At 67.4% G+C, this 26,544-nt stretch carries 23 protein-coding genes and 1 tRNA gene; 12 read left to right on the forward strand and 12 right to left on the reverse strand.

Going from position 1 to position 26,544, the window contains the following annotated elements; genetic code table 11:
- Window positions 1-16: 16 nt before the first annotated feature.
- The 6 genes from AC1ZQA_RS00755 to AC1ZQA_RS00780 all read left to right on the forward strand — a co-directional run bounded on the left by AC1ZQA_RS00755 (window position 17) and on the right by AC1ZQA_RS00780 (window position 5,324).
- Window positions 17-325: a hypothetical protein gene (locus tag AC1ZQA_RS00755; RefSeq protein WP_482677949.1), complete on the forward strand. Its 309-nt coding sequence runs from the start codon at window positions 17-19 to the stop codon at window positions 323-325.
- A 77-nt stretch (window positions 326-402) separates the two neighbouring features.
- Entirely contained in the window at window positions 403-1,290 is an 888-nt protein-coding gene (locus AC1ZQA_RS00760; protein WP_482677950.1) for a formate dehydrogenase accessory sulfurtransferase FdhD, read from the forward strand.
- Window positions 1,287-1,880, forward strand: a complete 594-nt coding sequence (locus tag AC1ZQA_RS00765) for a DUF3305 domain-containing protein (RefSeq protein WP_482677951.1) — start codon at window positions 1,287-1,289, stop codon at window positions 1,878-1,880. The genes AC1ZQA_RS00760 and AC1ZQA_RS00765 overlap by 4 nt, the downstream gene beginning before the upstream one ends.
- Entirely contained in the window at window positions 1,877-2,470 is a 594-nt protein-coding gene (locus AC1ZQA_RS00770) for a DUF3306 domain-containing protein (RefSeq protein ID WP_482677952.1), read from the forward strand. The genes AC1ZQA_RS00765 and AC1ZQA_RS00770 overlap by 4 nt, the downstream gene beginning before the upstream one ends.
- Window positions 2,467-4,677 (forward strand): 4Fe-4S dicluster domain-containing protein, encoded by a 2,211-nt coding sequence (locus AC1ZQA_RS00775; RefSeq protein WP_482677953.1) that lies wholly within the window; start codon window positions 2,467-2,469, stop codon window positions 4,675-4,677. The genes AC1ZQA_RS00770 and AC1ZQA_RS00775 overlap by 4 nt, the downstream gene beginning before the upstream one ends.
- 5 nt (window positions 4,678-4,682) lie before the next feature.
- A complete protein-coding gene (locus AC1ZQA_RS00780; protein ID WP_482677954.1) occupies window positions 4,683-5,324 on the forward strand; it encodes a TorD/DmsD family molecular chaperone in 642 nt (213 codons plus the stop codon).
- Window positions 5,325-5,331: 7 nt separating this feature from the next.
- On the opposite strand, the gene AC1ZQA_RS00785 is transcribed toward AC1ZQA_RS00780, so the two are convergent.
- Window positions 5,332-6,468 carry a TDT family transporter gene (locus AC1ZQA_RS00785; protein WP_482677955.1) on the reverse strand — a complete coding sequence of 379 codons (1,137 nt, stop codon included), beginning with the start codon at window positions 6,466-6,468 and terminating at the stop codon, window positions 5,332-5,334.
- 158 nt (window positions 6,469-6,626) lie between these two features.
- Between AC1ZQA_RS00785 and AC1ZQA_RS00790 the strand changes: the two genes are divergently transcribed.
- Window positions 6,627-7,535, forward strand: coding sequence for a hypothetical protein (locus AC1ZQA_RS00790; protein WP_482677956.1), 909 nt, complete (start codon window positions 6,627-6,629; stop codon window positions 7,533-7,535).
- 33 nt (window positions 7,536-7,568) lie between these two features.
- Entirely contained in the window at window positions 7,569-7,952 is a 384-nt protein-coding gene (locus tag AC1ZQA_RS00795; protein ID WP_482677957.1) for a winged helix-turn-helix domain-containing protein, read from the forward strand.
- A gap of 41 nt (window positions 7,953-7,993) precedes the next feature.
- Here the strand turns inward: AC1ZQA_RS00795 and AC1ZQA_RS00800 are convergent, their stop codons facing one another.
- The 5 genes from AC1ZQA_RS00800 to metE form a co-directional block, all read right to left on the reverse strand.
- Window positions 7,994-9,028 carry an ABC transporter ATP-binding protein gene (locus AC1ZQA_RS00800; RefSeq protein WP_482677958.1) on the reverse strand — a complete coding sequence of 345 codons (1,035 nt, stop codon included), beginning with the start codon at window positions 9,026-9,028 and terminating at the stop codon, window positions 7,994-7,996.
- 9 nt (window positions 9,029-9,037) lie between these two features.
- Entirely contained in the window at window positions 9,038-9,868 is an 831-nt protein-coding gene (locus AC1ZQA_RS00805) for an ABC transporter permease subunit (protein ID WP_482677959.1), read from the reverse strand.
- 19 nt (window positions 9,869-9,887) lie between these two features.
- Window positions 9,888-10,829 carry an extracellular solute-binding protein gene (locus AC1ZQA_RS00810; RefSeq protein ID WP_482677960.1) on the reverse strand — a complete coding sequence of 314 codons (942 nt, stop codon included), beginning with the start codon at window positions 10,827-10,829 and terminating at the stop codon, window positions 9,888-9,890.
- 170 nt (window positions 10,830-10,999) lie between these two features.
- Entirely contained in the window at window positions 11,000-13,357 is a 2,358-nt protein-coding gene (locus AC1ZQA_RS00815) for a DUF1631 family protein (RefSeq protein ID WP_482677961.1), read from the reverse strand.
- 140 nt (window positions 13,358-13,497) lie between these two features.
- A complete protein-coding gene (gene metE / locus AC1ZQA_RS00820; RefSeq protein WP_482677962.1) occupies window positions 13,498-15,900 on the reverse strand; it encodes a 5-methyltetrahydropteroyltriglutamate--homocysteine S-methyltransferase in 2,403 nt (800 codons plus the stop codon).
- A 114-nt stretch (window positions 15,901-16,014) separates the two neighbouring features.
- Between metE and AC1ZQA_RS00825 the strand changes: the two genes are divergently transcribed.
- The 4 genes from AC1ZQA_RS00825 (at window position 16,015) to AC1ZQA_RS00840 (ending at window position 19,705) form a co-directional block, all read left to right on the forward strand.
- On the forward strand, window positions 16,015-16,926 hold the full coding sequence (locus AC1ZQA_RS00825; RefSeq protein WP_482677963.1) for a LysR family transcriptional regulator: 912 nt from the start codon (window positions 16,015-16,017) through the stop codon (window positions 16,924-16,926).
- 100 nt (window positions 16,927-17,026) lie between these two features.
- A complete protein-coding gene (locus tag AC1ZQA_RS00830; protein ID WP_482677964.1) occupies window positions 17,027-17,692 on the forward strand; it encodes a dienelactone hydrolase family protein in 666 nt (221 codons plus the stop codon).
- A 47-nt stretch (window positions 17,693-17,739) separates the two neighbouring features.
- A complete protein-coding gene (locus AC1ZQA_RS00835; protein ID WP_482677965.1) occupies window positions 17,740-18,303 on the forward strand; it encodes a chorismate--pyruvate lyase family protein in 564 nt (187 codons plus the stop codon).
- 199 nt (window positions 18,304-18,502) lie between these two features.
- A complete protein-coding gene (locus tag AC1ZQA_RS00840) occupies window positions 18,503-19,705 on the forward strand; it encodes a TsoY family (seleno)protein (RefSeq protein ID WP_482677966.1) in 1,203 nt (400 codons plus the stop codon).
- Window positions 19,706-19,753: 48 nt separating this feature from the next.
- Here AC1ZQA_RS00840 and AC1ZQA_RS00845 read toward each other — a convergent pair whose 3' ends face one another.
- The 6 genes from AC1ZQA_RS00845 to rsmB form a co-directional block, all read right to left on the reverse strand.
- Entirely contained in the window at window positions 19,754-21,274 is a 1,521-nt protein-coding gene (locus tag AC1ZQA_RS00845) for an amidase (protein WP_482677967.1), read from the reverse strand.
- Window positions 21,275-21,345: 71 nt separating this feature from the next.
- A tRNA-Phe gene (locus AC1ZQA_RS00850) sits at window positions 21,346-21,421 on the reverse strand.
- A 108-nt stretch (window positions 21,422-21,529) separates the two neighbouring features.
- Window positions 21,530-22,249, reverse strand: coding sequence for a response regulator (locus tag AC1ZQA_RS00855; RefSeq protein WP_482677968.1), 720 nt, complete (start codon window positions 22,247-22,249; stop codon window positions 21,530-21,532).
- A 12-nt stretch (window positions 22,250-22,261) separates the two neighbouring features.
- On the reverse strand, window positions 22,262-24,565 hold the full coding sequence (locus AC1ZQA_RS00860; RefSeq protein WP_482677969.1) for a sensor histidine kinase: 2,304 nt from the start codon (window positions 24,563-24,565) through the stop codon (window positions 22,262-22,264).
- The gene (locus tag AC1ZQA_RS00865) at window positions 24,562-25,152 is read right to left on the reverse strand and encodes a DUF4390 domain-containing protein (protein ID WP_482677970.1); all 591 of its coding nucleotides are present in this window, start codon (window positions 25,150-25,152) and stop codon (window positions 24,562-24,564) included. The genes AC1ZQA_RS00860 and AC1ZQA_RS00865 overlap by 4 nt, the downstream gene beginning before the upstream one ends.
- Window positions 25,149-26,528, reverse strand: a complete 1,380-nt coding sequence (gene rsmB, locus AC1ZQA_RS00870) for a 16S rRNA (cytosine(967)-C(5))-methyltransferase RsmB (RefSeq protein WP_482677971.1) — start codon at window positions 26,526-26,528, stop codon at window positions 25,149-25,151. Before rsmB ends, AC1ZQA_RS00865 begins: the two co-directional genes overlap by 4 nt.
- Between the last annotated feature and the right edge of the window lie 16 nt (window positions 26,529-26,544).

Here is a 26,544-nt window from a genome sequence, read left to right on the forward strand (position 1 = left end):
GACGATGATGCGATGCATGCGTGGACTGATTGTGGCCGTCTCGCTGGCCTGCGGCGCAACCGCTTGGGCAAAGTTGCCGCCGCCCAGCCCGCAGGCCCAGGCCAAGGCTGAAGAGGCCGCAGCCAAGAGCAAGTGGGCCGACAAGGTGGCCGCCTACCAATTGTGCGAAGCGCAGGACAAGGTGGCCGCGTTCTATTACGCTGCCGCCAAGGAGCAAGGCAAGACCACCCAGCCGCCTGTGGCGACGCCGCCCTGTGTCAACCCCGGGCCGTATGTGGCAGCAGAGCCTGCCGCAGCCGCCCCGGCGGCATCCCCCCAGAAATAGGAAGCAGCGCCTGGGCGTCGGCACGTGGGCCGGTTGGCTTTCACGCCCTTGTGCGCTTCCGCCCGAGAAATGCATTGATGGCCCAATCAAAATTTCCGTCCCCGCCAGACGCCTTGTCGCCTGTTGTCCAGCCTCCTCCCATTCCGCAACTCAGCGACGCGCGCGTGGCGCTGACCCGCGGCGTGCTGGTGCGCAATGAATTTGGCCAGACGCAGGAGGTTCACATTCCTGCCGAACGCCCGCTGACGCTCTATCTCGACAAACAGGAACTCGTCACCCTGATGACCGTGGGCGCGGCACCCGAGTTGCTGGCGCTGGGCTATCTGCGCAACCAGCGTCTGGTGCGCTCCATCGCCGACATTGCTGCGGTGCAGGTCGATTGGGATGTCGAGGCCTGTTCGATCACCAGCCGCAGCGGCATCGCCGATCTGACGCAGCGCAGTGCGGGGCGTCGGGTCGTGACCACCGGCTGCGGGCAGGGCACGGTCTACGCCAGCCTGATGGACGAAGTGGACAACGCCACGCTCGACCCAGAAACCCGGCTCAGTCAAGGCGAGCTGTATGCGTTGCTCGACGCGATGCGCCTGCACGATTCGCTGTACAAGAGCGCGGGTTCGGTGCACGGCTGCGCGCTGTTCGAGGGGGGGCGCCTGCTGATGTTCACCGAGGATGTCGGCCGCCACAACGCGGTGGACGCGATCTCCGGCTGGATGTGGCTGCATGGGGTGAGCGGCGCCGGCAAGGTGTTCTACACCACCGGGCGGCTGACCTCGGAGATGGTCATCAAATGCGCCCTGATGGGCGTGGCCATCCTGGTGTCGCGCTCCGGCGTGACGCAGATGGGCTATGACATCGCAGAAAAGCTGGGCATCGCCCTGTTTGCCCGCTGCACCAATCGCCACTTTCTGCAGTACACCGCGCCGCACCGGTTCATCGCGCAACCGCTGGAGCAGGTGTTGGCATGAACGCTCCGCCTCTTGCACTTGCCACATGGCCGGTCGCCGTGCTGATGCAGCGCGACCAGTTGAGCAACCGCTGGCAGCGCTGGCGCTGGAGCCTGCGCGACGTGCTGCCGACCGAACGGGCGGACGCACCATCGGCGCCGCTGCCCGTTTGCCTGGAATGGGGAAAGACGCAGTCGCAATGGCTCTATCCCGGCTGCAGCGTGCAACTGTTTCGGGACGAAGCCGAGGGCTATCACCTCAATCTCACCTCGCCGCAACCAAGCTGGTTCGTCTGGTGGACGTCGGCGATCGAGCCGGAATGCGATGATCCGCGCCAGGCGCCCGACGGTTTGCCGAGCATCCAGGCGGTGACCTTGTCCTACAACGAAGCCGCCCGCTGGATGGATGCCGGGGAGACCATCGAGATCGCGCCGCTGCCGGCTGTGGTGGCCAACTGGCTGGCCGATTTTTCGTCCCGGCATTACAAGCCCGAGCCGCGCAAGCGCCGTCGTCCGCAGAGCTTTCTCGCTCCGGGCGAGCGCGATGTGTCCAGCGGCAATGCGCCGCCTGCGCGGGCCGACAGCGACGACCCGCCAGCCTGCTGCTCATGACCACGTCCAGCTCCGGTGACTCCGGCTTCTTGTCGCGCTGGTCGCGGCGCAAGCTGCAGGGCGGTGCAGATGCTGCCCCAGCGGAGCCGCCCACCGCGCCCGCCCCAGCAGACAAGGGGCTGGAATCGCCCGTGTCTGCGCACCCGCCGCCCATTCCAGCGCCCGCTGCCGAACAGCCGCCAGCGCCCACACTGGAAGAGCTTGCGCCGCTCGACCATACCGCCGACCTGACGCGCTTCATCGCCAGCGGTGTGGAGGAGGGCGTGCGCCGGGCCGCGCTGCGCAAGCTGTTCTCCGACCCGCAGTTCAACGTGATGGACGGGCTCGATACCTATATCGACGACTACAACACTCCCAGCCCTGTTCCGCCCGGCCTTCTGGCGCGCCTCAAGCTGACCCCGAACCTGGGGCTGGCCCTGCCAGAGACCGCCGCTGCAGACCTCGGGCCGGAACAAGCGGTTGCCGGTTGCGCCATGCCCACCCGGACCGTCCCCGCGTCTGCGGGCCATGCTGCAGCGCCGTCCGAGCAGGACGCCCAAGCCGATGCGCCCGCAGACCCATCTTCCCAGCCGATTCCCCCCTCAACATGAAAACCCTGGTCTGCAACTGCAACCACACCATGCCCCTGGATGGCGCGCAGCTCGGCGCCGCGCTGGGCCAGAGCATCGAACCGCACAGCCAGCTCTGCCGCCGCGAGATCGGTCAGTTCCAGCGCGCGGCGCAAAGCTCCGAGCCGCTGATCGTCGCCTGCACCCAGGAAGCCACGCTGTTCGCTGCGGTCGCCGCGCAGACCGAGGGTGTGCCGGCGCCCGATGTGCGGCCGATCCGCTTTGTCAACATCCGCGAGACCGCCGGCTGGAGCCGCAGCGCCACGCATGCCAACCCGAAAATCGCCGCGCTGCTGGCCGCTGCGGCGCTGCCCGAGCCCGAGCCGGTGCCGACCGCGCGCTACCACAGCGCGGGGCGTTGCCTGGTCATCGGCGATGCCGAGTCGCTCGACATGGCGCGCAAGTTGCTCGCCGACAGTCTGGAACTGCAGCTGTTCGTCACCGGGAGCCCCGGCGGCCGCGCCGCGTCTGCAGCGCTGCCGCTGCAGCATGAACACCCGGTGCATGCCGGGCGTGTGATGGCGGTGCGCGGCTGGCTCGGTGCGTTCGAGGTCGATGTCGAAAGCGCCAACCCGATCGACCTCGACGTCTGCACCCGCTGCAATGCCTGCATCGCCGCCTGCCCCGAAGGCGCGATCGGCCTGGACTATCAAATCGACCTGCAGCGCTGCGCCAGTCACCGGGACTGCGTGCAGGCTTGCGGCGCGATCGGCGCGATCGACTTCCAGCGCGCGCCGCGCATCGACACCCTGCAGGTCGACCTGGTGCTCGATCTGCAGCCCAAGCCCAGCGTGACCTTGCATCAACCGCCCCAAGGCTACTTTGCTCCGGGGGCAGACCCGCTGGCGCTGGCGCGTGCGGTGGCCGAACTGCGCGACCTCAAGGGCGATTTCGAAAAGCCCCGGTTCTTCCAGTATGACCCCAAGCTGTGCGCGCACAGCCGCAACACCCTGCTGGGTTGCCACGCCTGTATCGACATCTGCTCCGCGCAGGCGGTGCACAGCCGTGCCCGCCTGCGGCCCGACCAGACTCCGCCCATCGCCGCGGACGATTCCATCCTCCCCAGGGCCGCGCAGGGCAAGCCCTTTGTCGAGCAGATCGAGATCGACCCGCACCTGTGCGTGGGCTGCGGCGCCTGCACCACGGTCTGCCCGAGCGGTGCGCTGACCTATGCCTACCCGCGCGCGCCCGAACTCGGCGCCCGGCTGCGCACCCTGCTGCGCACCGCGCAAAGCGCCGGGCTCAAGCGGCCCGCGCTGCTGCTGCACAGCCAGGAGGCCGGGGCGGAACTCATCGGCCAGATCGGGCGTCTTGCCGCATCCGACCCGCAGGTGCGCGGAATCCCGGCGCATGTCATTCCGGTGTCGGTCTGGCACATCGCCTCGGTCGGGCTGGAGCTGTGGCTGTCGGCGGTGGCCTGGGGCGCGGCGGAGATTGTCGTGCTGTCCGACCACTCCGAAGCCCCGGCCTATCTGCACGCGCTGCAGGCGCAGTTGCAGCTTGCCCAGACGCTGCTGCACGGCATGGGCTACGACGGCACGCTCCTGCGCCTGCTGCAGACCGCCGACGCGCGCGAACTCGATGCGCTGCTGGCAAGGCCGCGCACTGCGGGTGCGGTGCCCAGCGCGCAGGCCCAGTTTGCCGCCTTGCCGCAAAAGCGCGCGACGCTCGACCTCGCGCTTGATCATCTGCTGCGCCACGCCCCGGTGCGGGAGGTCGCCTCGGGCGCAGCCGCCATTGCGCTGCCGCATGGCGCGGGGTCACCGCTCGGCGCGATTCGGGTGGATACCGACCGCTGCACCCTGTGCCTGAGCTGCGTGGGCGCCTGCCCGGCGGGTGCCCTGGCCGACAACCCGCAGGCGCCGCAATTGCGCTTCATCGAAAAGAATTGCGTGCAATGCGGGCTGTGCGTCAAGACCTGCCCGGAAGACGCGATCCGCCTGGAGCCCCGGCTGCAATGGGGGCCGCAGCGCAGCACGCCGCAAGTGCGCAACGCGGCGCAGCCCTGGCGTTGCGTGCGTTGCGGCAAGCCCTTTGGCACCGTGCAGGCCATCGAGCAGATGGTGGCCAGGCTCGCCGGCCATCCCGCCTTCGCCGGCGCGGCCGCCGAGCGGTTGAAAATGTGTGGCGACTGCCGGGTGATCGACATGCACAGCGGCGCCGACATGACCATCCACCATCTGCCCTGACCGCCATGCAGCACACCCCATCGCCGCAACACACCCCTGTCGATCTGGCACCGCCGGGCAGCGACGAAGACGCCGCCCGCGCCGACCTCTGGGGCTTGCTGTCGCTGCTGTTCATCGCGCCGCCGAGCGCGCAAGTGCTGTCGCAACTGGCGGCTGCGCCCGCCGCATCCGATGCGCCCGACAGCGCGCTGCAGCAAGCCTGGTGCGAGCTCCAGCGCGTTGCCGCCAGTGTGACGCCGCAGCTGGTACGCGACGAATTCGAGGCGCTGTTCGGCGGCACCGGCCGGCCCGCGGTGTATGTCTACGGCTCGTTCTACCTCGCCGGTGCGCTGCACGAAAAGCCGCTTGCGCGCCTGCGTGCGGACCTGTCGGGCATCGGCCTGAGCCGCCGCATCGACCTCGGCGAAAGCGAGGACCACTTCGCCGTGCTCGCCGAGATCATGCGCTTTCTGATTGCCGGCGACGACCCCGCGGTGTGCACCCTGACCCGCCAGCGCGATCTGTTCCAGCGCCACATCCAGCCCTGGGGCGCACAGATGTGCGACGTGATCGAAGGCGACCGCGCCGCACAGTTTTACCGGGCGCTCGCCGGGTTCACGCGGGAGTTTCTGCAGGTCGAACAACTGGCGTTCGACCTGCTCGATTGAGCCCTGCTCAGGCCTTGGCCGACTCAGCCGCCTTGCAGCTCAGGCAGGGCGCATGCACCAGATGGCCGTGCCACAGCCCATGCATGCTGCGCACCGCGACCACCGCCCAGGCACCCACCAGGGCCACGATGAGCGCGGCGGCGAATGCGGTGAAAAACGGCATGTCGGTGCGTATCCCCAGCGTCAGGCTGGCGGCGGTATAGACCCCCAGCGGGAAGGTGAAGCCCCACCAGCCGAGGTTGAACGGCAGCCCGCGGCGCAGCTGGATCGCGGTCAGCGCCACGGCGGTGACCAGCCACCACAGCCCCAGCCCCCACAGCACCAGTGCGCCGACCACGCCCAGCGGCCCGGCCAGCGCCGCGACCGGCGCCATCACCGTGCCGGCGAACGCCTGCGGCGCGGCGGCGCCCAGGGTGAGCAGCGCAAACGCGCCAGTGCCGATCGGCCCCAGGCTCAACCAGGTGGACACGCCCAGTTCCTTGGGCGGCAGCTTGTGCAGCGCCAAGCGCAGATACAGCACGGTCAGGATGCCCAGGGCAATCGGCACCGACATGCCCCACAGCGCATAGCCCGCCACCACCAGCGACTGCCCCTGCGCTGCCGGCAGATGCTGCGCCAGATAGCCCGCGCTGGATGCGGCCACCTCGGCAGGCACCACCGGCAGCAGCCAGACCCCGGTCATGCGCTCCAGCGCATGATCCTGTGCGGTGAACTGATACCACGGCACCAGCCAGCCGGTGAGCAAGGACAGCCCGGCATCGATCCACCACAACTGCAGCGCCCATTGCGCCGCCAGCGGGTCGTGCGGATGGAACAGCACCAGACCGTTGACCAGCGGAATCAGCGCCATCGGAATCGCGCCGAGAAACATCGACTGCACCGGATGCCGCAGCAGCGGCAGCGCGTCGCTGGTGAAAAACAGCCAGCGCGCGACAAACAGTGCGGTGAACAGCGCAAACAGCAGCGCGTCCACGAGGAACAAACCATGGGCCAGCGCATGCAGCCCCGGGACCTGCGCGGGAAACTGCGCCAGCAGCAAAAAGGTGATGCCCGTGCCCATATTGACCGTGAACCAATTCGGCGTGAATTGCCGGACAAGTTCGACCGGGGAGGGCAGGCGGTTGAGCGGTTTCCAGGTGGACATGATGCGTTGCACGGCTTTGAATGAACGATGGTGACATGCTAGGCAGTGCAATTGAATAAGTAAAACAGATAGAATTCATATTAATAAAACAAAAAAACGATCAAACAAGCAGAGGCAGCGGGTGTCGGCAAGCCCCCTGGCTTGCACGTTGAACAACCATGACTCCCGCCGCAACTTCCCTGTCCACCTCCCCGCGCTGTTGCGCCCAGTCACGCTCACGCCATGTGCTGGCCGGGCTGCTGCTCTGCGCTGCCGCGCTGTTGCCGCGGACGGTGCAAGCGCAGTCGGCGGCAGTGCCGCATCTGGCCGCGGCGCCCTTGCAGGCCGACTGGCGGGTGCGGCTGGAGTCCGACGGCAAGGGCACCGACTCGCGCGCCGCGCAACTGCTGGTGTTGCTTGGGGGCCTGGGAGGCGCCGAGGGTGTGGCGATGGCGCAGGACACGGTGTCCTGGCCTGTCAGCGGCAACGGCCCCTACCGGATTGACAGCACCCTCACTCCGCGTGGTGCCCTGGCCACCTTGCTGCGCCGCCTGCACTGGGTGCGGACGGCCAGTGGCAGCGTGAGTGGCGGTCAGCCCACGCTGCTGGCGGCGAGCAACCAGAAGGGCGACAGCCCCGCCACGCAGGTGCAGATCGACCAGGGACAGATGCGCATCCGCACCGCGGGCGAGGCCGCCTCTGCCGCGCTGCCGCCGTCCCAGCCAGCGCCCGCCGGGCTCATCGATCCGCTGACGCTGAGCTGGGGCTATCTGCAGCGCCCGTTGCCGGTCAAGCCATTCACCGTGCCGCTGCTCATCAACGACAGGGTGCAGACCGCGCACATCACTCCGCAGCGCGTGACGCTGCAATGGCAGGGCCAGGACGTGGCCTGCACCCTGCTCGACACCCAGAGTGCACAGAGCAGCGCCACGCTGCGCATCTGGCTGCGACAAAGTGACGGGCTGCCCCTGCAGGTCGAACTGGGCATGGGGGACCGCTACGGCCTCGACGTGGTGCAGACCCTGGCCGGCGTACCCGATGGATTGCAGTCCGTGCTGGCGGCGCGCCGCGCAGACCCGGCCCATTGAGCCGCGCAGCGCGAACGCGTTACGCTATTGCGTATGGACGAGAACAGCACCCACGATAGCGCGTCTCCACCGACGGTGGCTTCCCCGCCGCGCGTGCGCCTGCAGATCAAGCAGGGCACGGCGCTCGGCCCTGGCAAGGCCGCCCTGCTCGAGGCGCTGGAGCGCACCGGCTCAATCTCCGCCGCCGGGCGCGAACTCAACATGAGCTATCGCCGCGCCTGGCTGCTGATTCACAGCGTCAATCAGGCGTACAAGCAGCCCCTGGTCGAAGCCACCAAGGGCGGCGCGGGCGGCGGCGGCGCGCTGCTCACCCCGCTGGGCCGCGAGGTGCTGTCCATCTACCGCCGCATGGAACGCAAGGCGCTGCGCGCCATCCAGCCCGATCTCGAAGAGCTGCAAAAGCTGCTGCACGATTGAGTCTTGCGGGCACTGCCACAGCGCGGTGCGGTGCAAGTCCCTCAGCGCGGCCAGCAGATCAAATTTTCCGGGCGCGCATGCGCCGAGGCCGTGGCGCCCACGCGCAAGCCGTGATGCGCAATCAACCGCAAGGGCGCGCGCAGCCACACCCGCGCTTGTCCGCAGCGCAGGGCCGCAGTCACACTGGCCCCTTGCACCACCAGATGCTCGATCTGACCGCGCAGCAGGTTGTTCGTCTCGCTGACCTGTCCTGGTTTCAGTGGAGGCAGGCGGACATCGTCTGGAGAGATGGCCCAGTCCACGCTGGCACCGACGGCCTGGGACGACATCAGCGGCGCATACAGCGGCAAATTGGCGTCGTCCCATTGCAGCAGGGTGCGCCCGCGCTCGGGCTCATGGCGCAACACCCGCGCAACAAACCGGTTGCGCACACCCAGCAGCGCCGCGGCCGCCACGCTGGCTGGGTGAGCAAACACCTCGGCGGGCGGTCCCTGTTGAATCACCCGACGGTTCGAGAGCAGCACCACCCAGTCCGACATGGCTGCCAGGCTGGCGTCATGCGTGGCAGCCAGCGCGGGGATGGAGAGCTGGTGCATGCGCGACACCAGTTCGGCCATGATGTCGTCTCGCGTGCTCACGTCGAGCGCCGATGTGGGCTCGTCGAGCAGCAGCAACTGCGGTGCGCGTGCCAGCGCACGCGCCAGCGCCACCCGCTGCTGCTGTCCGCCGGAGAGCTGCGCAGGTCGCAGTTCGACCTGCAGCTCGAGCCCCACCGACTGCAGCAAATCGAGCGCCGCCTGCCGGTGCCCGCGCAGCCGTCCCCCAAACGCGTAGGCCACGTTTTCCCAGGCGCACAGGTGCGGAAACAGCGCATAGCCCTGCGGCAGATAGCCCACCGGGCGGCGCTGTGGCGGCAACGCGGCAAAGGGTTCGCCTCGGCTGGGGGTCAGTCCGGCCAGCGCCTTGAGCACGGTGGATTTGCCCTCGCCACTGGCGCCCAGCAGGGCGGTGAAGCCATGCACCTCGAAGTCCACATCGAGCGAGATGGGCTGGCGGATTTGCAAATGAACGCGCATGGTGTGGGTTCAGCGCCCGGACTGGCCGCGCCGCGACAGCGCGCCAAGCACCAGCGGCAGCGGCAAGCCGATGAGAAAGAACAGCCAGAGCAGCGGATAGACCGCTGACAGGCCGGTGTCCTGCAGGTTCACCCACAGTTTCACCGGAATGCCCTGCGGGTAATACGCCACGATGAGCACGATGCCGAACTCGCCCAGCGCCCGCACCCAGGCCAGCGCCACACCCGCGGCAAGTCCCAGCCCGGCCAGCGGCACGCTGATGCGCCAGAAGGTGCGCCAGGGCGACTGTCCCAGGGTCAGCGACATCTGCTCCAGTTCGCGCGGCACGCCCTCGAAGGCGGAACGTGCCGCGACGATGAAATACGGTGCGCTGCCGTACACCTGCGCCAGCAAAAAGGCAGAGGGGGTATTGGTCAGGCTCAGACCCAGGCGTCCCAGCGGCTGGCCGATCCAGCTGTACGGCCCGTAACTCATGGAAAGCAGCAGCCCCATCGCCAACGGCGGTGTCAGCAAGGGCAACAGCACCAGCAGCTCGACGGCCCACTTGCCGCGAAATTCATGCCGCGCCAGCCACCAGGCCACCGGTGTGCCGAACATCGTCACCAGAGAAACCGCGATCAGGGTGTAGAGCACCGAGACCCGCAGCGATCCGAGGTCGCCCTGCTGCAGCTGCAGCGCGTCCCACGGCGTACTGATGACCAGCCCGGCAAACGGCAGGCTCAGAAACAGCAGTCCTGCCAGACCGAACGCTGCCACCACCCAGGCGCGCCGCGTCTGCCCCTGCAGGGCGTGGGGCGCGAAGAACGGGGCTGTGGCGGTATCGAGCGGGGTCAGCGGCATGCGCACATTGTCGTGCGAGTCACTTGGCCGCCTTGAGGTCGCCGCCCTTGGGCGCGCTGTAGCCATATTCCTTGAACATGGACTGCCCGTGGGCGCTGGTCATCAGCTTGACGAACGCTTCCCCCGCCTTGGGATTGGGCGCGTTTTTCAGCACTGCGGCGTAAAACACCAGTGGCTGGGTGGAGAGGGTGTCGGTCTTGCCATTCGGCAGCGTGATGCTGAAATGCACCTTGCTGTACCAGTCCTGGATCATGCCGGGGTCGCTGAGGTTGATCTGCTCAGGCAGCTTGATGTAGGGCAGCTTGTGCGAGATCACCGCGCTGAGGTAGCCGGAGGTGGCGTCGAGCTGGCCCGACTCCAGACGCGAGAGCAGCGACGGCTCGGTGAAGATCTGCTGAGGGTTCTGCGTGCTGCCCAGGATCTTGTCCGCCAGCCCCGGCTTTTTGTAGAACTGCTCGGCCAGCAGCATGGTGAACACGATGTTGCGTCCCTGCGGGTCGGTCTTCGGGTCGGTGCGGCCAAAGCGGATGCCGGGTTTTTCCAGCACCGCGTACCACGGCATCTTGCCCTCGGCCGCAGCCTTGAAGTCGGCGGCGTACTTGCTCTTGTCGCTGTAGGCGATGACCATCTGCGTGCTGGCCACGGGCACGGCCGTGTCGATCAGCCCGGCCTTTTGCAGCACTTCGATCGGGCCCGGGGTGATCGAGACGAAGACATCCGGGTTGATCTGCTTGGCCGCGATCAGATGCGCGAGCCCGAACGCGCCCGCGCCCTGACCCTGATATTGCACATGATCCTGCCTGGCGATGGTCGGGCCCAGCGCCTTGTCCATCAACGCGCCCATCGACCCGGCATAGGCGACGGAGAGCACCGGTTCGGCGGCGTCGGCTGTGGCCGCAAAGACGCCACATGCGCCAAGCGCGGCGGCGACGGAAAGATTCAGCAGAATACGGCGGCGCATCAGGAACTCCTTGTCCTTTTTCATGGATGATGACAAAAGAAGCCGTGCGCCTCTTTTGCGTCGTGTCCATGAAAATATATCGGGCAAGGGCTTGCCGAGGTGTTTTCAGGTGTAAAAACGATGCCCGAATGCGGCGTTCGTGCTGCACGCAAGGGGCAGCATGGCCGCATTCAGGTCGATTCGCTCGCCTGGCGTTCGCGCAACTGCTCGGCCACGCCCTGCATCGCCCGGTCCATCAGCCCCTGGGCTTCGAGCGGCAGGATCAGCCCCTGCGCGGCCATGCGCTCCAGTGCGCGCCGGGTCATGGAGTGGGCGCGGCCGCCAACCTTGCTGGAGAACATGTAGAACAGGCCCTGCGGGCTGCGCCAGGTGAGTTGCGCGCGGGCGCTGCGTCCCTGGATCTGCAGTTGCACCCAGGTGCCGATGTCGAGCGAGGCGATCAGGCCTGCGACCTCGGCGGGCGACAGCAGCGCGCCGCTTTCGGCCGATGGTGCGCTCGCAGGGCCCTCGGCTGCGGCCTGCGTGGCGTCGACCCCGGGCGGCTGCGTCTCTGCCGGCACATCGCTGACCTCGATCAGGCCACTGGTGACTTTTTCTTCGTTGCGCACCAGGGCTTCGGGCATGGCGCTGACCACTGCGCTGCTGGGCTGCGGGTGCAGCAGCCGCGACCATTCGCGCTGCAGCAGCAGGGCGTCGTCGCGCGAGGTGGCCTGCTGCGCGTCGCCCTGGCCGCGAATGGCCTGCGCCTGCGCGTCCATCAGCCAGCTCATGAACTCCTGGCGTTTGTCGGCAGGCAGCGAGATCAGATCGAGACCCTGGCCGAGCCGCTGCACCAGCGTGGGCAGCAGCTTGAGCAGCGCCTTGCGGTCGGCCTCCTGCATCTTGGGCTGCACGCTCCAGATCAGATCGCTGGCGGTCTGCTTGTAGGTTTGGGTGGCCTCGGCTTCCTCGCCAAAGCGCAGCACCGACTCGGCGAGCACGGTGGACCAATGCTCCAGCATGAAGTCGCGCAGCTGGGTGTGGGTGTGCAGCCGGGAGAACACCTCCTGCAGATGGCGGTAGAGCGCGCCATGCAGCAGGCTGCGGAATTCGGCGCGCTTGAGCGCGTCCACCGCGTCGGCCTGTTGCTGTTCCACCGCGGCGGCGCCTTCGGCGATGTGGCGCTGCAGGTCGGCGAGCTGTTGCTCGAAGACGGTGGCATCGTCTTCCTCGGCGTTGACAATGGCCTCGACCATGCGCGAGAGAAAGGGCAGAAAACGCTGCGCCGCCGCCTCGTCCACACTGGTGAAGCCGGCGCTGTATTCAGCCACGCGGTTGAGCAGCTTGCGCGTGGGGTGGTTGCGCGAGGAAAACAGGCTGGCGTCGCGCAGGCCCAGACGCAGCACCGGAATCTGCAACCGCGCCAGCTGCGCCTTGACCGCGGGCAGCAGCTTGGGGTCGGCCAGGATGTGATCGAACAGCAGCGACACCACGTCGATGGTCAACCGCTCCAGTGGCCGGTTGGCGACGTCGTACAGGCTTTGCCGGTGCTGTTCGATGAGATTGACCGCGGCCGCAGTGGCGGCGGGCTCGTCACGCCAGTTCACGTCACGCAAGCCCAGGCGGTCGCTCAGCAGCAGACGGTCGAGGGTGTCGCGCAGTTGCGGGTTCAGGCCCAGCGCCTGTCCGAAGACGGAGGGGCCAAAGCTCGACGCGGCGAAACCGGATGATCCAAACCCGGATGGGGCAAAGCCCGGGCCGGAGTTGGATGGCGGCTCGGCGTCCGCAGGCCGGTTCGCGCCCAGACGCCCGGAAAGCAACTGCTGCAGCGCCTCCAGATGCAGTTCGGAGCCGCTTTGCGCCGCGCTCAGCTGCGCCTGTGCGTCCACCGTCCCGGCTGCCGGGCGCGCCGTGGCGCGGCGCTGCTGACGATACTGCGCCGGTTCCACCTGCAGCTCGGCCAGGCGCTTGTTGTACAGCGCGTAGGTGTCTTTCAGCGCGGCCGACATGCCCTTGCCGAAGGCGCGCAGCAGGCCAAGACGCTCCTCGGCGTCGAGATCGACCATGCCCAGTGCGTGGTGCAACGACTTGCTGAACACCTCCGGACGCAACGGATTGGGCTGGGGCGCGGCGTGCTGTCCGGCGCGCAGGCTGTCCAGGCGGGCGCCGAGGTCGCGCACTTCCCACTGCGCCTCGGACTCGAGCAGGTGCGTGAGACGGGACACCTCCACGCCCTCCTCCAGATCGGACTCGTCAACCAGCGAGAGCACGTCAAGCTGCAGATCCTTGGGCGACACCGGCTTCTTTTCGTGCAGCTCCTCGTCCAGTACGGCACGAAAGCGTTCGACGAAGGCCTGGATCAGCTTGCCCTCGTTCTGTCGCAGGGCGTGGCTCATGTCGGAAAACTGCTGGCGGTCGCGGCCCGTGCCAGCCGCTTCGGCCTGCTGCTCCAGGGCCTCGATGACCTGGCGCACCACCGAGCGCATCAGGTCGTCCGAGCGCTGGATGGCGTCGTCGATGCAGGACTGGAAAATTTCGGAAGGCAGCATGGCGTGATGTGAGAACGATGCCCGTGGACCGAAATCGGGCATATCTCACAATGTAAACCGTTTTCCGCTGCAATTTCCCCTTTTTCCGCAGAATCCGTGCGATGGACGCACCTTCTGGCACCGTCCTGCTGTGATGGATGTCAACTCTGCTCGCTTGCGCAGCACGCGCCGTGCGTGGTCGGCGCCGCGGGCCGATCGGCGGCAGCCCCGGCGCTGGTCGCAGGCGGCGCGATGTGGCCGGTGTGCTGCAGTTCCACCCGCAGTTCCTGCGCGGCCAGCACCATGTGGCGCAGGGCGGCCTCGGTTTCGGGCCAGCCGCGGGTTTTCAGCCCGCAGTCGGGGTTGACCCACAGCCGCTCGACCGGAATGCGCTGCGCCGCGCGCCGCAGCAACTGCACCATCGCCCCGACGGTCGGCACGCGCGGGGAGTGGATGTCGTAGACGCCCGGGCCGATGTCGTTGGGGTAGGCGAAGTCGCTGAACGCATCGAGCAGTTCCATGTTCGAGCGCGAGGTCTCGATGGTGATGACGTCGGCGTCGAGCGCGGCGATCGACGGCAGGATGTCGTTGAATTCCGAATAGCACATATGGGTGTGGATCTGCGTGTCGTTGCGCGCCACCCCCGCGGCCACGCCGAACGCGCGCACTGCCCAGGCCAGATACGCATCCCAGTCGACGCGCTTGAGCGGCAGGCCCTCGCGGAACGCGGGCTCGTCGATCTGGACGATCGCGATTCCCGCGTTTTGCAGATCGTCCACCTCGTCGCGCACCGCCAGCGCCAGCTGCAGCGCGACCTGATCGCGCGGCAGGTCGTCGCGCACGAAGCTCCATTGCAGCAAGGTGATCGGCCCGGTGAGCATGCCCTTGACCGGTTTTTCGGTCAGCGACTGCGCATACTTGGCGGTATCGACCGTCATCGGCTCGGGACGCCAGACGTCGCCCCAGAGGATGGGCGGCTTGACGCAGCGCGAGCCATAGCTCTGCACCCAGCCGTTGCTGCTGAAGGTATAGCCCCAGAGCTGCTCGCCGAAGAACTCGACCATGTCGTTGCGTTCTGCCTCGCCGTGCACCAGCACGTCCAGGCCGATGTCTTCCTGCTTGCGCACGGCCAGGGCGATTTCCGCGCGCATGCGTTGCAGGTAGTCGGTCGGGCGCAGCTCGCCGCGACGCCACGCGGCGCGCGCGGCGCGGATGTCGGCGGTTTGCGGGAACGAGCCGATGGTGGTCGTGGGCAGCACCGGCAGGCGCAGCCGCGCGCGCTGCGCGGCGATGCGCTCGGCGTAGGGCGCGGCGCGGCGCGCGTCGGTATCGGTGAGCGCGTCCACGCGGCGGCGCACTTGCGGCAGGGTGATGCGCGGGCAGTCGCGGCGCGACCGCAGCGCATCCGCATGGGCCTGCAGCGCGTCGCGCACCGCGTCCTCGCCGTGATCGAGCGCGGTGGCGAGCACGCGCAGCTCATCCAGTTTTTCCGCGGCGAACGCCAGCCAGGGGCGCACCTCGGGGTTGAGCCGTCCGCCGTCCTCGCCACGCAAGCTCACCGGCACGTGCAGCAGCGAGCACGACGGCGCGATCCACAACCGCTCGCCCAGCACGGCGTGCAGCGGCCGCAGCGTGGACAGCGCTGCCGCCAGATCGCTGCGCCAGACATTGCGCCCATCGATCACCCCGGCGGAGAGCACCCAGCGCGGCGGCAGCGCGTCGCGCCAGGCGTCCAGCTGCTGCGGCGCGCGCACCAGATCGAGGTGGATGCCATCGACCGGCAACGCCGCCAGAGTCGCTGGCGACACGCTGACCGACTCGAAATACGTGGTGAGCAAAATCTTCGGCCGCAGCGCCCCGGCGGACGTCGACGCGGCAGCGGGCAGCGCGGAATACAGCGCGGGCAGCGCGTCGCGCCACGGGGTGTCGAGGGCGAGGGTCAGCGCGGGTTCGTCGAGCTGCACCCACTCCACCCTCAGCTCGGCCAGCCGCGCCAGGATGCGGGCATAGGCCCTGGACAGCGCGGGCGCCAGGCTCAGCCGGTCGAAGCCCGGCTGGTGCGACTTGGACAGCCACAAAAAGGTCAGCGGCCCGACCAGCACGGGTTTGGGGTTGTGGCCTGCGGCCTGCGCGTCGCGCACCCGGTCGAACAGCCAGTCCGCCCCGCCGTCGAAGCGCGTGGCGGCGTCCAGCTCGGGCACCAGGTAGTGGTAGTTGGTGTCGAACCATTTGGTCATTTCCATCGCCGGCTGCGCCGCATTGCCGCGCGCCAGCGCGAAGTATTGCGACAGGTCCAGCGCCTTGGGGTCGAAGCCAAAGCGCGCGGGCAGCGCGCCGAGCAGCGCGGCGGTGTCGAGCATGTGGTCGTAGAGCGCAAAGTCGCCGACCGTGGCAAAGCCCAGCCCGGCGGCGCGCTGCGCGTCCCAGTTGGCGGCGCGCAGCTGTGCCGCAGTGGACTGCAGCGCAGCGGCGTCGGTCTTGCCTTGCCAGAAACTCTCGAGCGCGAATTTGAGTTCGCGTTGCGCGCCGATGCGGGGATAGCCCAGGACGTGGGTGGTGGTCATGCCAATTCTCCAGGATGAAATGCGAAACAGGGCGGCAGTTTGAGGAGTAGAAGCCATTGAATCAAGCGATGATTTTTTAGGGTATGCTGAAATTCATTCAACATTGGGGACGCCATGCTCGAACTCCGCCACCTGCGCTCGCTGCTGGCCATTGCCGAAACCGGGCGCATCAACGCCGCAGCCGACGCGGTGCACCTCACGCCATCTGCGCTGTCGCACCAGTTGCGCGCCCTGGAGACGCACTACGGCATGCCGCTGCTGCTGCGCGATGCCCGCGGCCTGCGCTTCACTCCGGCGGGCGAGCGGCTGCTCGCGCTGGCGCGGCAGATGCGCGAGGCAGTGCAGGCGGCCGAGCTGGACCTGCAGCGCATCCAGGGCGACACCCGCGGCACCCTGCGGCTGGTGCTCGAATGCCACACCTGCTTCGAGTGGCTGATGCCGGTGATGGATGTGTTCCGCCAGCGCTGGCCGGATGTGGAGGTGGATCTGGTGTCGGGTTTTCACAGCGACCCCGAAGCGCTGCTCAGCCAGGGCAAGGCCGATCTGGTGATCGGCGCGCTGCGTCCCGCGGGCCGGCAGTGGGTGTCGCTGCCGCTGTTTCGGTTTGAGATCCTGCTGGCGCTGCCGCCGGGGCATGCGCTGTGCGCCAAGCGTGTGGTGCGCGCCACCGATCTGCAGGGGCAGACGCTGATCACCTATCCCGCGCCCGATGCGCGCATCGACATCATCCGCGAGGTGCTGCAGCCCGCCGGGATCAGTCTGCCGCGGCGCACCGCCGAACTGACCATTGCGATCCTGCAACTGGTCGCCAGCCGCCGCGGTGTTGCGGCGCTGCCGAACTGGGCGCTCAAGCCCTCGGTGGACAGCGGCTATGTGCAGGCGCGGCGCATCGGCGCGCGCGGGCTGTGGAGCGAGCTGTATGCCACCGTGCCGCGCGATCTGGCGCAGCGGCCCTATGTGCATGATCTGGTGGACATCTCCCGTCAGAGCATTGCCACACGACTGGACGGCGTGCAACTGCTGTGAGCGGATGGTCTGCCGCGCCCGCGGGGCAAGCCGTCGCTGGGTGCAGGCGCGGCCATTGCGCCGCACAATGCCCTTCTCCCAACCCCTGAAGGAGGATCAAATGCCACACAAAACCATCACCCTCAGTACGGCCGACGGCCAGACCATCGGCGCCTATGTCGCCGAACCAGCGGGCAAGCCCAAGGGCGGCATCGTCGTGGTGCAGGAAATCTTCGGTGTCAACGCGCACATCCGCAGCGTGGCCGACAGCTATGCCGCAGCCGGTTATGCCGCGATCGCGCCTGCGGTGTTCGACAGCATCGAGCAGGGCGTCGAGCTGGGCTACGACCAGCACGGCATGCAGAAGGGCATCGCCCTGGTCACCGAGCTGGGATTCGACCGTGCGCTCGCGTCGGTGCGGGCCGCAGCGCAGGCGGTGGCGCATGCCGGCAAGGTCGGTGTGGTCGGATTCTGCTGGGGCGGCAGCATCGCCTACCTCGCCGCGATCCGCGACGGCCTGCCCGCGGTGAGCTATTACGGCGGGCGCAATGTGCAGCTCGTGGGCGAACCGGCCAAGGGGCCGCTGCTGTTTCACTACGGGCTGCGCGATGCGCACATCACCGAAGCCGACCGCGAGGCGGTACGCGCGGCCAATCCCACGGCCGAGTTCTACGTGTACGACGCCGACCACGGCTTCAACTGCGACGCCCGCGCCAGCTACGACGCCAAGGCGGCGCAACTCGCCCGCGAGCGCTCCCTGGCGTTTTTCGCCAAGCATGTGGGGTGAATGCGGCGCGGCGATGCGCGATACTGTGCGTTTGCACCGATTCGCTCATGGCCCTGCACCGTATCCGCCGCATCCCTGCCCCGCTCGCTGAATCCTGGCCGCCGGCGCTGCCTTGCGGGCGGCGCAGCGGCATCGAAAGCTGGCTGACGCACCCGGGCTCGCTCACCCGACGGCTGCGGCAGGGCAGCACCCGGTTTGAATTGCGCCTGCTGCGGCAGGGGCCTGCGCGCGCGCTGCGCGACGAATACCCGCTGCTCGGTCTGCCACCGGGGCGCAAGGTCTGGCGGCGCGATGTGCTGCTGATCGCCGACGGCATGCCGCGTGTGCTCGGCCACAGCGTGTGCCGACTTTCCGCGCTGCGCGGGCCGTGGCGGCTGCTGCGGCATCTGGGCGCGCGCCCCGTGGGCGACGCGGTGTTCACCCGCCCGCAAACCCGCCGCAGTGCGCTGCGGGTCAGACGCCTGTCGACGTCCTCGCCGCTGTTGCGACTGGCGCGGCAAGCCCATGCGCTGCAAGGCACCCCAGACGCGGCGCTCTGGGCGCGGCGCTCGTCCTTTGTGTTCGGCGGCCAGGGGCTCTGGGTCAGCGAGGTCTTTTTCCGATCGGTGTGACCCAAGTCACATACCGTTCCTGAAAAGCGGGATTCTTCCCGGATTCTCGGCGAGACATTTGGTGGAATTGCGCTTCATCAAGCCTTTCAAGGCGTCAGTTCATACACTCCACCCCGTATTTGTAACCACTTGCAACACCGGCTGTCGTCCAGTTCGGTCGTTGCGCAGTCCCCGCAAATTCTCTCCCTGGAGTGCCACCATGCTGGTCAACAACCTTCGAGAACGCTACTCGCCCATGTACTTCCTCGCCGCGCTTGGCGCCGGCGGTCTGGCTGTGTCGTTTTTCATCTACCCCATGTTTTTGCTGCCGCATCCGGACACGCCGATGGTGACCTTCAACCACCTGTGGCCGGTGCTGACCGACGGCCGCAATCCGCTGATCTCCGCGCTGATCGGGCTCGACCTGCTGGCCATCATCGCGTTCGCGGCGCTGCACTTCTGGCTGCTGGCGTGGAACCTGCGCGAATTCAAATTGTTCCGCCAGACAGCGGCCTATCAGAAGCTGCTGACCTCCAACGCCGAAATCGGCCTCATGGCCGTCCCGCTGACCCTGGCGATGACCATCAACGTGGCATTCGTGCTGGGCGCGGTGTTCGTGCCCAATCTGTGGAGCGTGGTGGAGTGGATGTACCCGGGTGCGATTGCCGCCTTCCTCGCGGTGGGCATCTACGCCCTGCGCATTCTGGGGCAGTATTTCACCCGGCTGTTCGTTCACGCGCAGTTCGACTTCGCCGAGAACAACTCGCTGGCGCCGATGGTGTCGATCTTCGCGCTGGCCATGGTTGCCGTCGGTCTGGCCGCGCCCGGTGCCATGAGCCACCACCGCGAAATCAATGCGATTGCCATGGTGCTGTCGATCTTCTTTGCCAGCGCAGCCCTCTTGCTGATGCTCATCAAGGTGGTACTGGGCTTCGATTCCATCCTGCGCCACGGCATCCAGCCGCAGGCGGCGGGCAGCCTGTGGATTCTCATCCCCATCCTCACCCTGCTGGGCATTACCTGGATCCGCTGGTCCATGGGGCTGTCGCACAGCTTCGGCAACACCGGCCACCCGACCGATCTGCTGCTGTTCACCACGTTGATCCTGTCGCTGCAGGTGCTGTTCGGCCTGATTGGCTATGCGGTGATGAAAAAGCTCAATTACTTCGCCGACTATGTCGGCGGACCGAAAAGCAATGCCGGTGCGTTTGCGCTGATCTGCCCTGGCGTGGCGTTCTTTGTTTTCGGCATGTTCTTCATCGGCTTCGGCCTGGTGATGCCCAAGCTGGTGGGGTCCGGCTCCTGGGTGTATTTCCTGCTGATGGCACCCTTTGTCGCCGTGCAGGCCAAGACCGTTCAGGTGTATGTCCGCCTGTTCGCCAGGCTGCTGATCAAGCCGCGCATGCAACTGGCATCGGCCTGAAGCCCGAGTCTGCAACATGAACAGGGGACGCTGCGGCGTCCCCTTTCTTCATTGCGCAAACACCGGCGGCCTCCAGTGCGCCCAAGGGCGAGCCTGCTCCAACTGGCTCGCCACGCGCAGCAGCAGATCTTCCCGTCCCCACGCGGCAATGCACTGCACGCCAACGGGCAGGCCCATGGCATCCAGACTCCAGGGAACCGACATCGCTGGCGTACCGGCCAGATTGGCGAGCTGGGTGAACGGGGTGCGATGCAGATTGTCGAAGGCCAACTGCTCCACAAGGCCGCTGCGGCGCAGCAGTCCACCCAGGCCGAATTGCAGAATCAGGCGCAGGACGGATTGTTGCCAGGCAGGCGCAGCCAATTGCCCGATGCGGGCAGGGGGCTGCGCGCAGGTTGGCGTGATGTAGAGATCGAAGCGCGAGAACAGGCTGCCCAGCGCGCGCATCGGCGCATTCCACCGCGCACGCGCCAGGGCGTAATCGCCTGCAGCGAGGCTGCGCCCGATCAGGCCGAGTGCCTGGGTGTCGGTCTCGAAGGCCGAAGCCGGAACACCGCGCTGCTGCCACCACCGCAGCTGCGCAGCCACCTGGCCGAAATACATGGTGAGATAGTCGCGGGCCAGTTGCATGCCGTCGCCAACCGGATCGACCCGCTCCACGCTGTGCCCGAGTGATTGCAGCAGCAAGGCACAATCGGTTGCAGCCTGCGACCAGGCCGCATCCACCGCGCCGCCGATCGGCGAGGCCGTGCTCAGGGCAATGCGCAAATGGCCCGGCGCCTGTCCCACCTCCTGGGCATAGGGGCCGGCCGGTGGGCGGACGATGAACGGATCGCCGGGCTCGGCCCCGGCCAGCACATCGAGCATGGCCGCACTGTCGCGCACCGAGCGCGAAATGACGTTCGCACTGACCGCACCTTCCCACATCTCGTCGAACTGCGGCGCACAGCTCACCCGTCCGCGCGAGGGCTTCAGTCCGAACAGGCCGCAATAGGCCGCAGGAATGCGGATCGAGCCGCCGCCATCCGCTGCTGCGGCCACGGGCACGATGCCTGCAGCCACCGCCGCAGCCGCCCCGCCCGACGAGCCGCCTGGAGTGTGATCGAGATTCCACGGATTGCGCGTGGGCCCGAAGGCCGTCGGTTCGGTGATGGCTTTCAGACCCAGCTCAGGCGTATTGGTCTTGCCGAAAATCACCAGCCCCGCCTGCTCCCAGCGCCGCACGATGGCGTCGGTCTGCCCAGCCGTGATCTTCGCCACGCGGGCATTTCCCTGACTGGTGGGCACGCCGGACAGATCCATGCCCAGATCCTTGAGCAAAAACGGCACGCCAGCAAAGATGCCCTGCAAAGCCTGCGTATGGCGCAGTTGCGCATCGGCACGCACCCGCAGGTCGTTGATGACGGCATTGATCTGGGGATTGACCGCATCACAACGCCCGATCGCGTCATGCAGCGCTTGCGCAGCGCTGATGTCACCGCGCCGAATGCGCGCGGCGAGCTCCAGCCCGTCTGGCGCAACTGATGCGACAGACCCAGGCAGGGAAGGAGGCGAGGTGTGGGCAGCCATCCGCGCAATGTAAACACATCCCAGCCAAACAAAAAGACCCCGACTCGTGGAGCGGGGCCTTTGGCTATCCATGGTGGCCAGGGGCAGAATCGAACTGCCGACACGCGGATTTTCAGTCCGCTGCTCTACCAACTGAGCTACCTGGCCACAGATTTTTTCAGGCTGTGCGCGAGCAATTCATGCGCACCGTTTCCCAGAAAAAAGGAAATACTAACAAATTTCGCGAGAGGCGCTGTCTCGCCGTTCGGGGGGAGGTCAGTTGGCTGTCGGGTCCGCGTTGGTGGCGGGAGATTCTTCGACGCAGAGGGCTTGCTCGCTCTTGTTGCGGCCTCCGCGACCCAGGTCGACGCCGAGCTGCTTGATCTTGCGATAGAGATGGGTGCGTTCCAGGCCGGTCTTTTCTGCGACGCGGGTCATGCTGCCGTTTTCGCGTGCCAGGTGGAACTCGAAGTAGGCCCGCTCGAATTCGTCGCGGGCTTCCCGCAGCGGGCGGTCGAGCAGAAAGGCGCGTTCGGATGGAAGGGCGATGGGTTGCGGCACCTCCGGCGTTGCGTGGCCTGCGCTGGCGGACTGCGTGTTGCCAGTCTGACTGCCCGCTGTGGCGCGCGCGGCCGGCTTGGTCAGTGCCTGCGAGACGGATTGCAGCAGCTTCTGCAGCGCGATGGGCTTTTCGAGAAAGGCCATCGCGCCAATGCGGGTGGCTTCCACGGCGTGGTCGATGGTGCCGTGGCCCGACATCATGATGACCGGCATGGTGAGCTGGCCGCTGCTGGCCCATTCCTTGAGCAGGGTGACGCCGTCGGTGTCGGGCATCCAGATGTCGAGCAACACCAGGTCGGGCCGGGCCTGGGCGCGAAGCTGCCTGGCCTGTGCGGCGTTCTCGGCCAGTGACACGCTATGCCCCTCGTCGTTCAGAATCTCGGAAAGCAGTTCCCGGATTCCCATTTCGTCATCGACCACCAAAATGCTTGCCATACCAACTCGCTCTCATGCCTGATGCAGGGGTGCCTCCACAACAGCTTGTTGTGCCAGCCCAGGGAATATAAGGGAAACGCGCGCGCCACAAACCGACCCTTCTGCCTGAAGGTTCTGGATTTCGATGCGGGCATGATGTTCCTCGACGATTTTTTTCACCACGGCCAGACCCAGGCCGGTGCCGCGGGGCTTGCTGGTGACGTAGGGCTCGAAGGCACGGTGGAGGATCTTGTCGCTGAAGCCCGGGCCGTTGTCGCTCACACTCAGGCGCACGCGCATGGGGCTGCCGGCCTGCGCGGGCAGGGCCTCGGTGCGGATGCGCACCTTGCGCTCGGGCTGTGCGGCGACGGCGTCGATGGCGTTTTGCAGCAGGTTGTGGATGACCTGGCGGAGCTGGGTGGGGTTGCCCAGGATGTCGGGCAGCGCTGTGGCCAGATCGGCCTTGACCTCGGGGTCTTCATCAGGGCTGGCGCCATCGCGCGCGGGCAGACTGGCGTAGAGATTGAGCACGTCGCGGATGAGGGCGTTGAGGTTCATCGCCTCGGGCTTGCCTGCGGGCAGGCGGGCATAGTCGCGGAAGTCGTTGACCATGTGCTGCATGGCCTGCACCTGGTTGACGATGGTGGTGGTGCTGCGCTGGAGCATGTCGCGGTCGGCGCCTTCGAGCTTGGGGGCGAGCTTCATCTGCAGGCGCTCGGCCGAGAGCTGGATGGGAGTGAGCGGATTCTTGATTTCGTGCGCCAGACGCCGCGCGACCTCGGCCCAGGCGATGGAGCGCTGCGCGGAGATGACCTCGGTGATGTCGTCGAACACCACCACGGACGCGGGCTGACCCGGCAGCGCCAGCCGCGCGCCGCGGACCAGCAGGGTGATGCTGGCATCGCTGCCCGGGAGCTGGTAGTCGATCTGTTGCAGCCAGTGCGGGCTGGCGCCGGCAGGATCTTGTTCATCGAGCGCAGCAAAGGCGTCGGACAGTGTCTGGGCGAACCCCGCCAGGCTGGCGTGTTGGTGCAGGGGCTGACCGATGAGGCCTTGCAGCGGCGCGCGCAGCAGGCGTGTGGCGCTGGGGTTGGCCAGGGCCAGGCGCTGATCGCCGCCCAGCACCAGGACGCCGGTGCTGAGATTGTCGAGCACGCTTTGCAGGTAGGCACGCGAGGCCTCGAGCGCATCGTGATTGAACTGCACTTGCGCCCGCGCTTCGGCAAGCTGATTGGTCATGGTGTTGAACGAGCGCACCAGCACGCCGAGTTCATCGTTGCGCTCGAGGTGCGGTTTCTGCCGCAGGTCGCCTTCGGCCACGGCCTTCATGCCGTCGGCCAGCAGCAGCAAGGGCTTGGCAAGCTGGTTGCCCAGCATCACGGCCAGCAGCACGGCCAGGAAAATCGCGAGGAACAGGGTGAGGGTGAGGGTGGAGATGTACATGCGCTTGAGCCCCTCGCGGCCCAGCGCGCGCTCCTGATATTCGCCATAGGCCCGCTGCACTTCCAGCGCGCTGCTGGAGATGGCTTGCGGCACGTCCTGGATGAGTTGCAGATAGCGGCCATGCCCGGGCAGGACAAAATGACGCGAGGGCAGGCTGACCACGACCCGCAGCTTCAGGGTCTGCGGCGTCTGCCCGGAGCCGTCATCACCGCCTTCGATGTCGGAGATGGAACCCATGGTGCGCAACTGCCGCATGCTGTTTGGGCCGGGAATGTCGGGAATGAGCGAGAACGGATTGCCGCCCGCGGTCACCAGGACGGTGCCGTTGCCGTCGAACACGGTGATCTGCTGCAGGCCGAGTTGTTGCCGCAACTGTTCCATGGTGAGGGGTGACAGTGTGGTGGGGTCTTCCGCGATCTGCACCGACAGATTGCGCGCCTTGGCCTGCAGATCGGTCTGCAGGACGTTGAGGGTGGTGCGACCGAGGTTGAGCCCGGCGGTCAGCGCGCCTTCCACCTTGACGTCGAACCAGGTCTCGATGCTGCGTGCAACGAACTGATACGACACGGTGTAGATCACCACGCCGGGCAGCACGCCCACCAGCGCGAACACGGCGGCGAGCTTGAACAGCAGGCGGCTGCCGAAGCGCCGCTTGTGCAGCCTCCAGCCCAGGCGCAGGCCCAGCGCCAGCACCACCAGCATCAGGGCACCTGCAACGACGAAATTGATCCAGTACAGCCAGGCGAAAAACGGGCTGGGCTGTGCGGTGTTGTCGGTGGAGACCGCCAGCAGAAACACCAGAAACACCGCCAGCGGCAGCCCGAGCGCCAGGGCCATGCGCATGGCCCAGCGCGAGGTGCGACTGTCCCAGTGGTTGCCGACGGGCGTGTTCACGGCGTCCAGACGAAGGCTTGGGGAGGGAAGGTGGCTTCGATCTTCCAGTCGGACTGCGACGAGATGTTGATCTGGAATGGCCGTGGCAGTTGCGACAGATCGAGGCGGAAGCGGGCGTCGAGCTGATAGCTCTGCCCCGGCACGAGCTGCGCGGCTTCGGCGACCCGCAAGTGCCGCGTGCGCTGCACCACACCCAGCGCCTCGTCGAGGTTGTCGTAGTTCTGCTGCAGGCCGCCCACCGAAACGCGGTAGCGCTGCAGCAGGGGCTGATAGGCCAGCCGCACTTCCCGTCGGGTCTGCGCCACCTCGTCGTTGAACCAGTACCAGCGCGGCCGCACCACGGTGGCCACCGTCTCGAAATACAGCGCGATGCCGCGGTTGAGCACATCCTCCAGGCTGCGAGGCAGCGCGAACACCGCCGCGGTGGTGACGAACAGACCATCGGGGCTCATGGTCAGCATCAGCGGTTCCGTGTCCACAGTGATGGCATGCGCGCGCTGCACTGCACTGGCGCCCACTGCCAAAGCCAGGCCGGCGCGCAACAGCTTGCGGCGCTGGAGGTCGGGACTTGGGCGGGCGGTCTTCACGAGGACTTGGTGAACAGGGCGTAGAAAAAACCGTCTTGCGAATGGGGTGCTCGAGGGGGCGCACTGTCGCCCGTCCCCCGGTGTTGAGGCTCCTGCGGCAGCAACTGCCCCGGCGCGGGCGATGCTATCGCATCGGCATGGCGGGCGAGGAAGGCTGTGGCCTGCTCCGCGCCCTCCTGTGGAAACACCGAGCAGGTGGCGTAGAGCAGCTTGCCGCCTGGTTGCAGCAGCGGCCAGAGTGCATCGAGCAGCGCGGTCTGGGTGGCGGCCAGTGCCCGAATGTCTGCGGCGCGGCGCAGCCAGCGGATGTCGGGATGGCGGCGGGAGATCCCCGAGGCGCTGCACGGCGCATCGAGCAGGATGCGGTCGAAGCGCTGGCCGTTCCACCAGCCATCCGGCTGCGCGGCATCGGCGGCCTGGGTGCTTGCGCGCAGCCCGAGGCGGCGCAGGGTGTCGTCCACACGGCGCAGGCGCTGCGCGTCCTTGTCCAGCGCGAGCACGGCGCAATCGGCCCGTTCGAGCAGGTGCGCAGTCTTGCCACCCGGCGCGGCGCAGGCGTCGAGCACGCGCTGGCCTGCCTGCACATCCAGCAGCGCGGCGGCGTATTGCGCGGCGGCGTCCTGCACGCTGACCCAACCCGACTCGAACCCGGGCAGCCGCTCGACCGCGACGGGCTGCAGCAGGATGAGGGCCTGATCGAGCAGGGCATCGTCCGGCGCCACGCTGTGCAGTCCGCGCTCGGCAAGAGCCGCCTGATAGTCCGCACGGGAGATGCGCCGGGTGTTCACCCGCAGGGTCATGGCCGGTGGGCGCTGGGCCACGGCGAGCATCTCCTCCCAGTGTTGCGGATAGGCGGGCTGCAGTGTCTCGACCCACCACGGCGGATGGTTCCAGCGCGCCTCGATCGATGTGGCGCAGACCGTGCCCAGCAAATCCGGGTGGGCGATGAAGCGCCGCAGCACGGCGTTGACAAAGCCTGCTGCGTGGCGCAATGCAGGGGTGCGCTTGCAGGCTTCCACCGCCTGATTGACCACGGTGTGCGCTGCGTAATGCCCAGACGCTTGCGGCATCAGCAGGACAAGCGCAGTGTGCAGCACATCGCGCAGCAAGGGCGGGTGGATGGCCTTGGGGTGCAGCGCCGACAAGGCCGCGCGCGCCGTGCCGAGATGGCGCAGCACAGTGAAACTCAGCGCCTGCGCTGCTCCGCGTTGCGCGGCGTCCCACTGGCCGCGCGTGGCAGATTGCGGCAGCGCGGTGGCGAGCGACGCGCCATCCTGAACCGCGCCGACCAATTGCGCGCAGGCCATCAGGTCGCGCCACAACGGGCGCAGGGCGGGGGTGGGCGGGTTGTGCAGCGAGGGAGAAGTCACCCGCACATTATCGATGCACGCA

The sequence above is a fragment of the Thiomonas sp. DCM-2 genome (assembly GCF_056820905.1).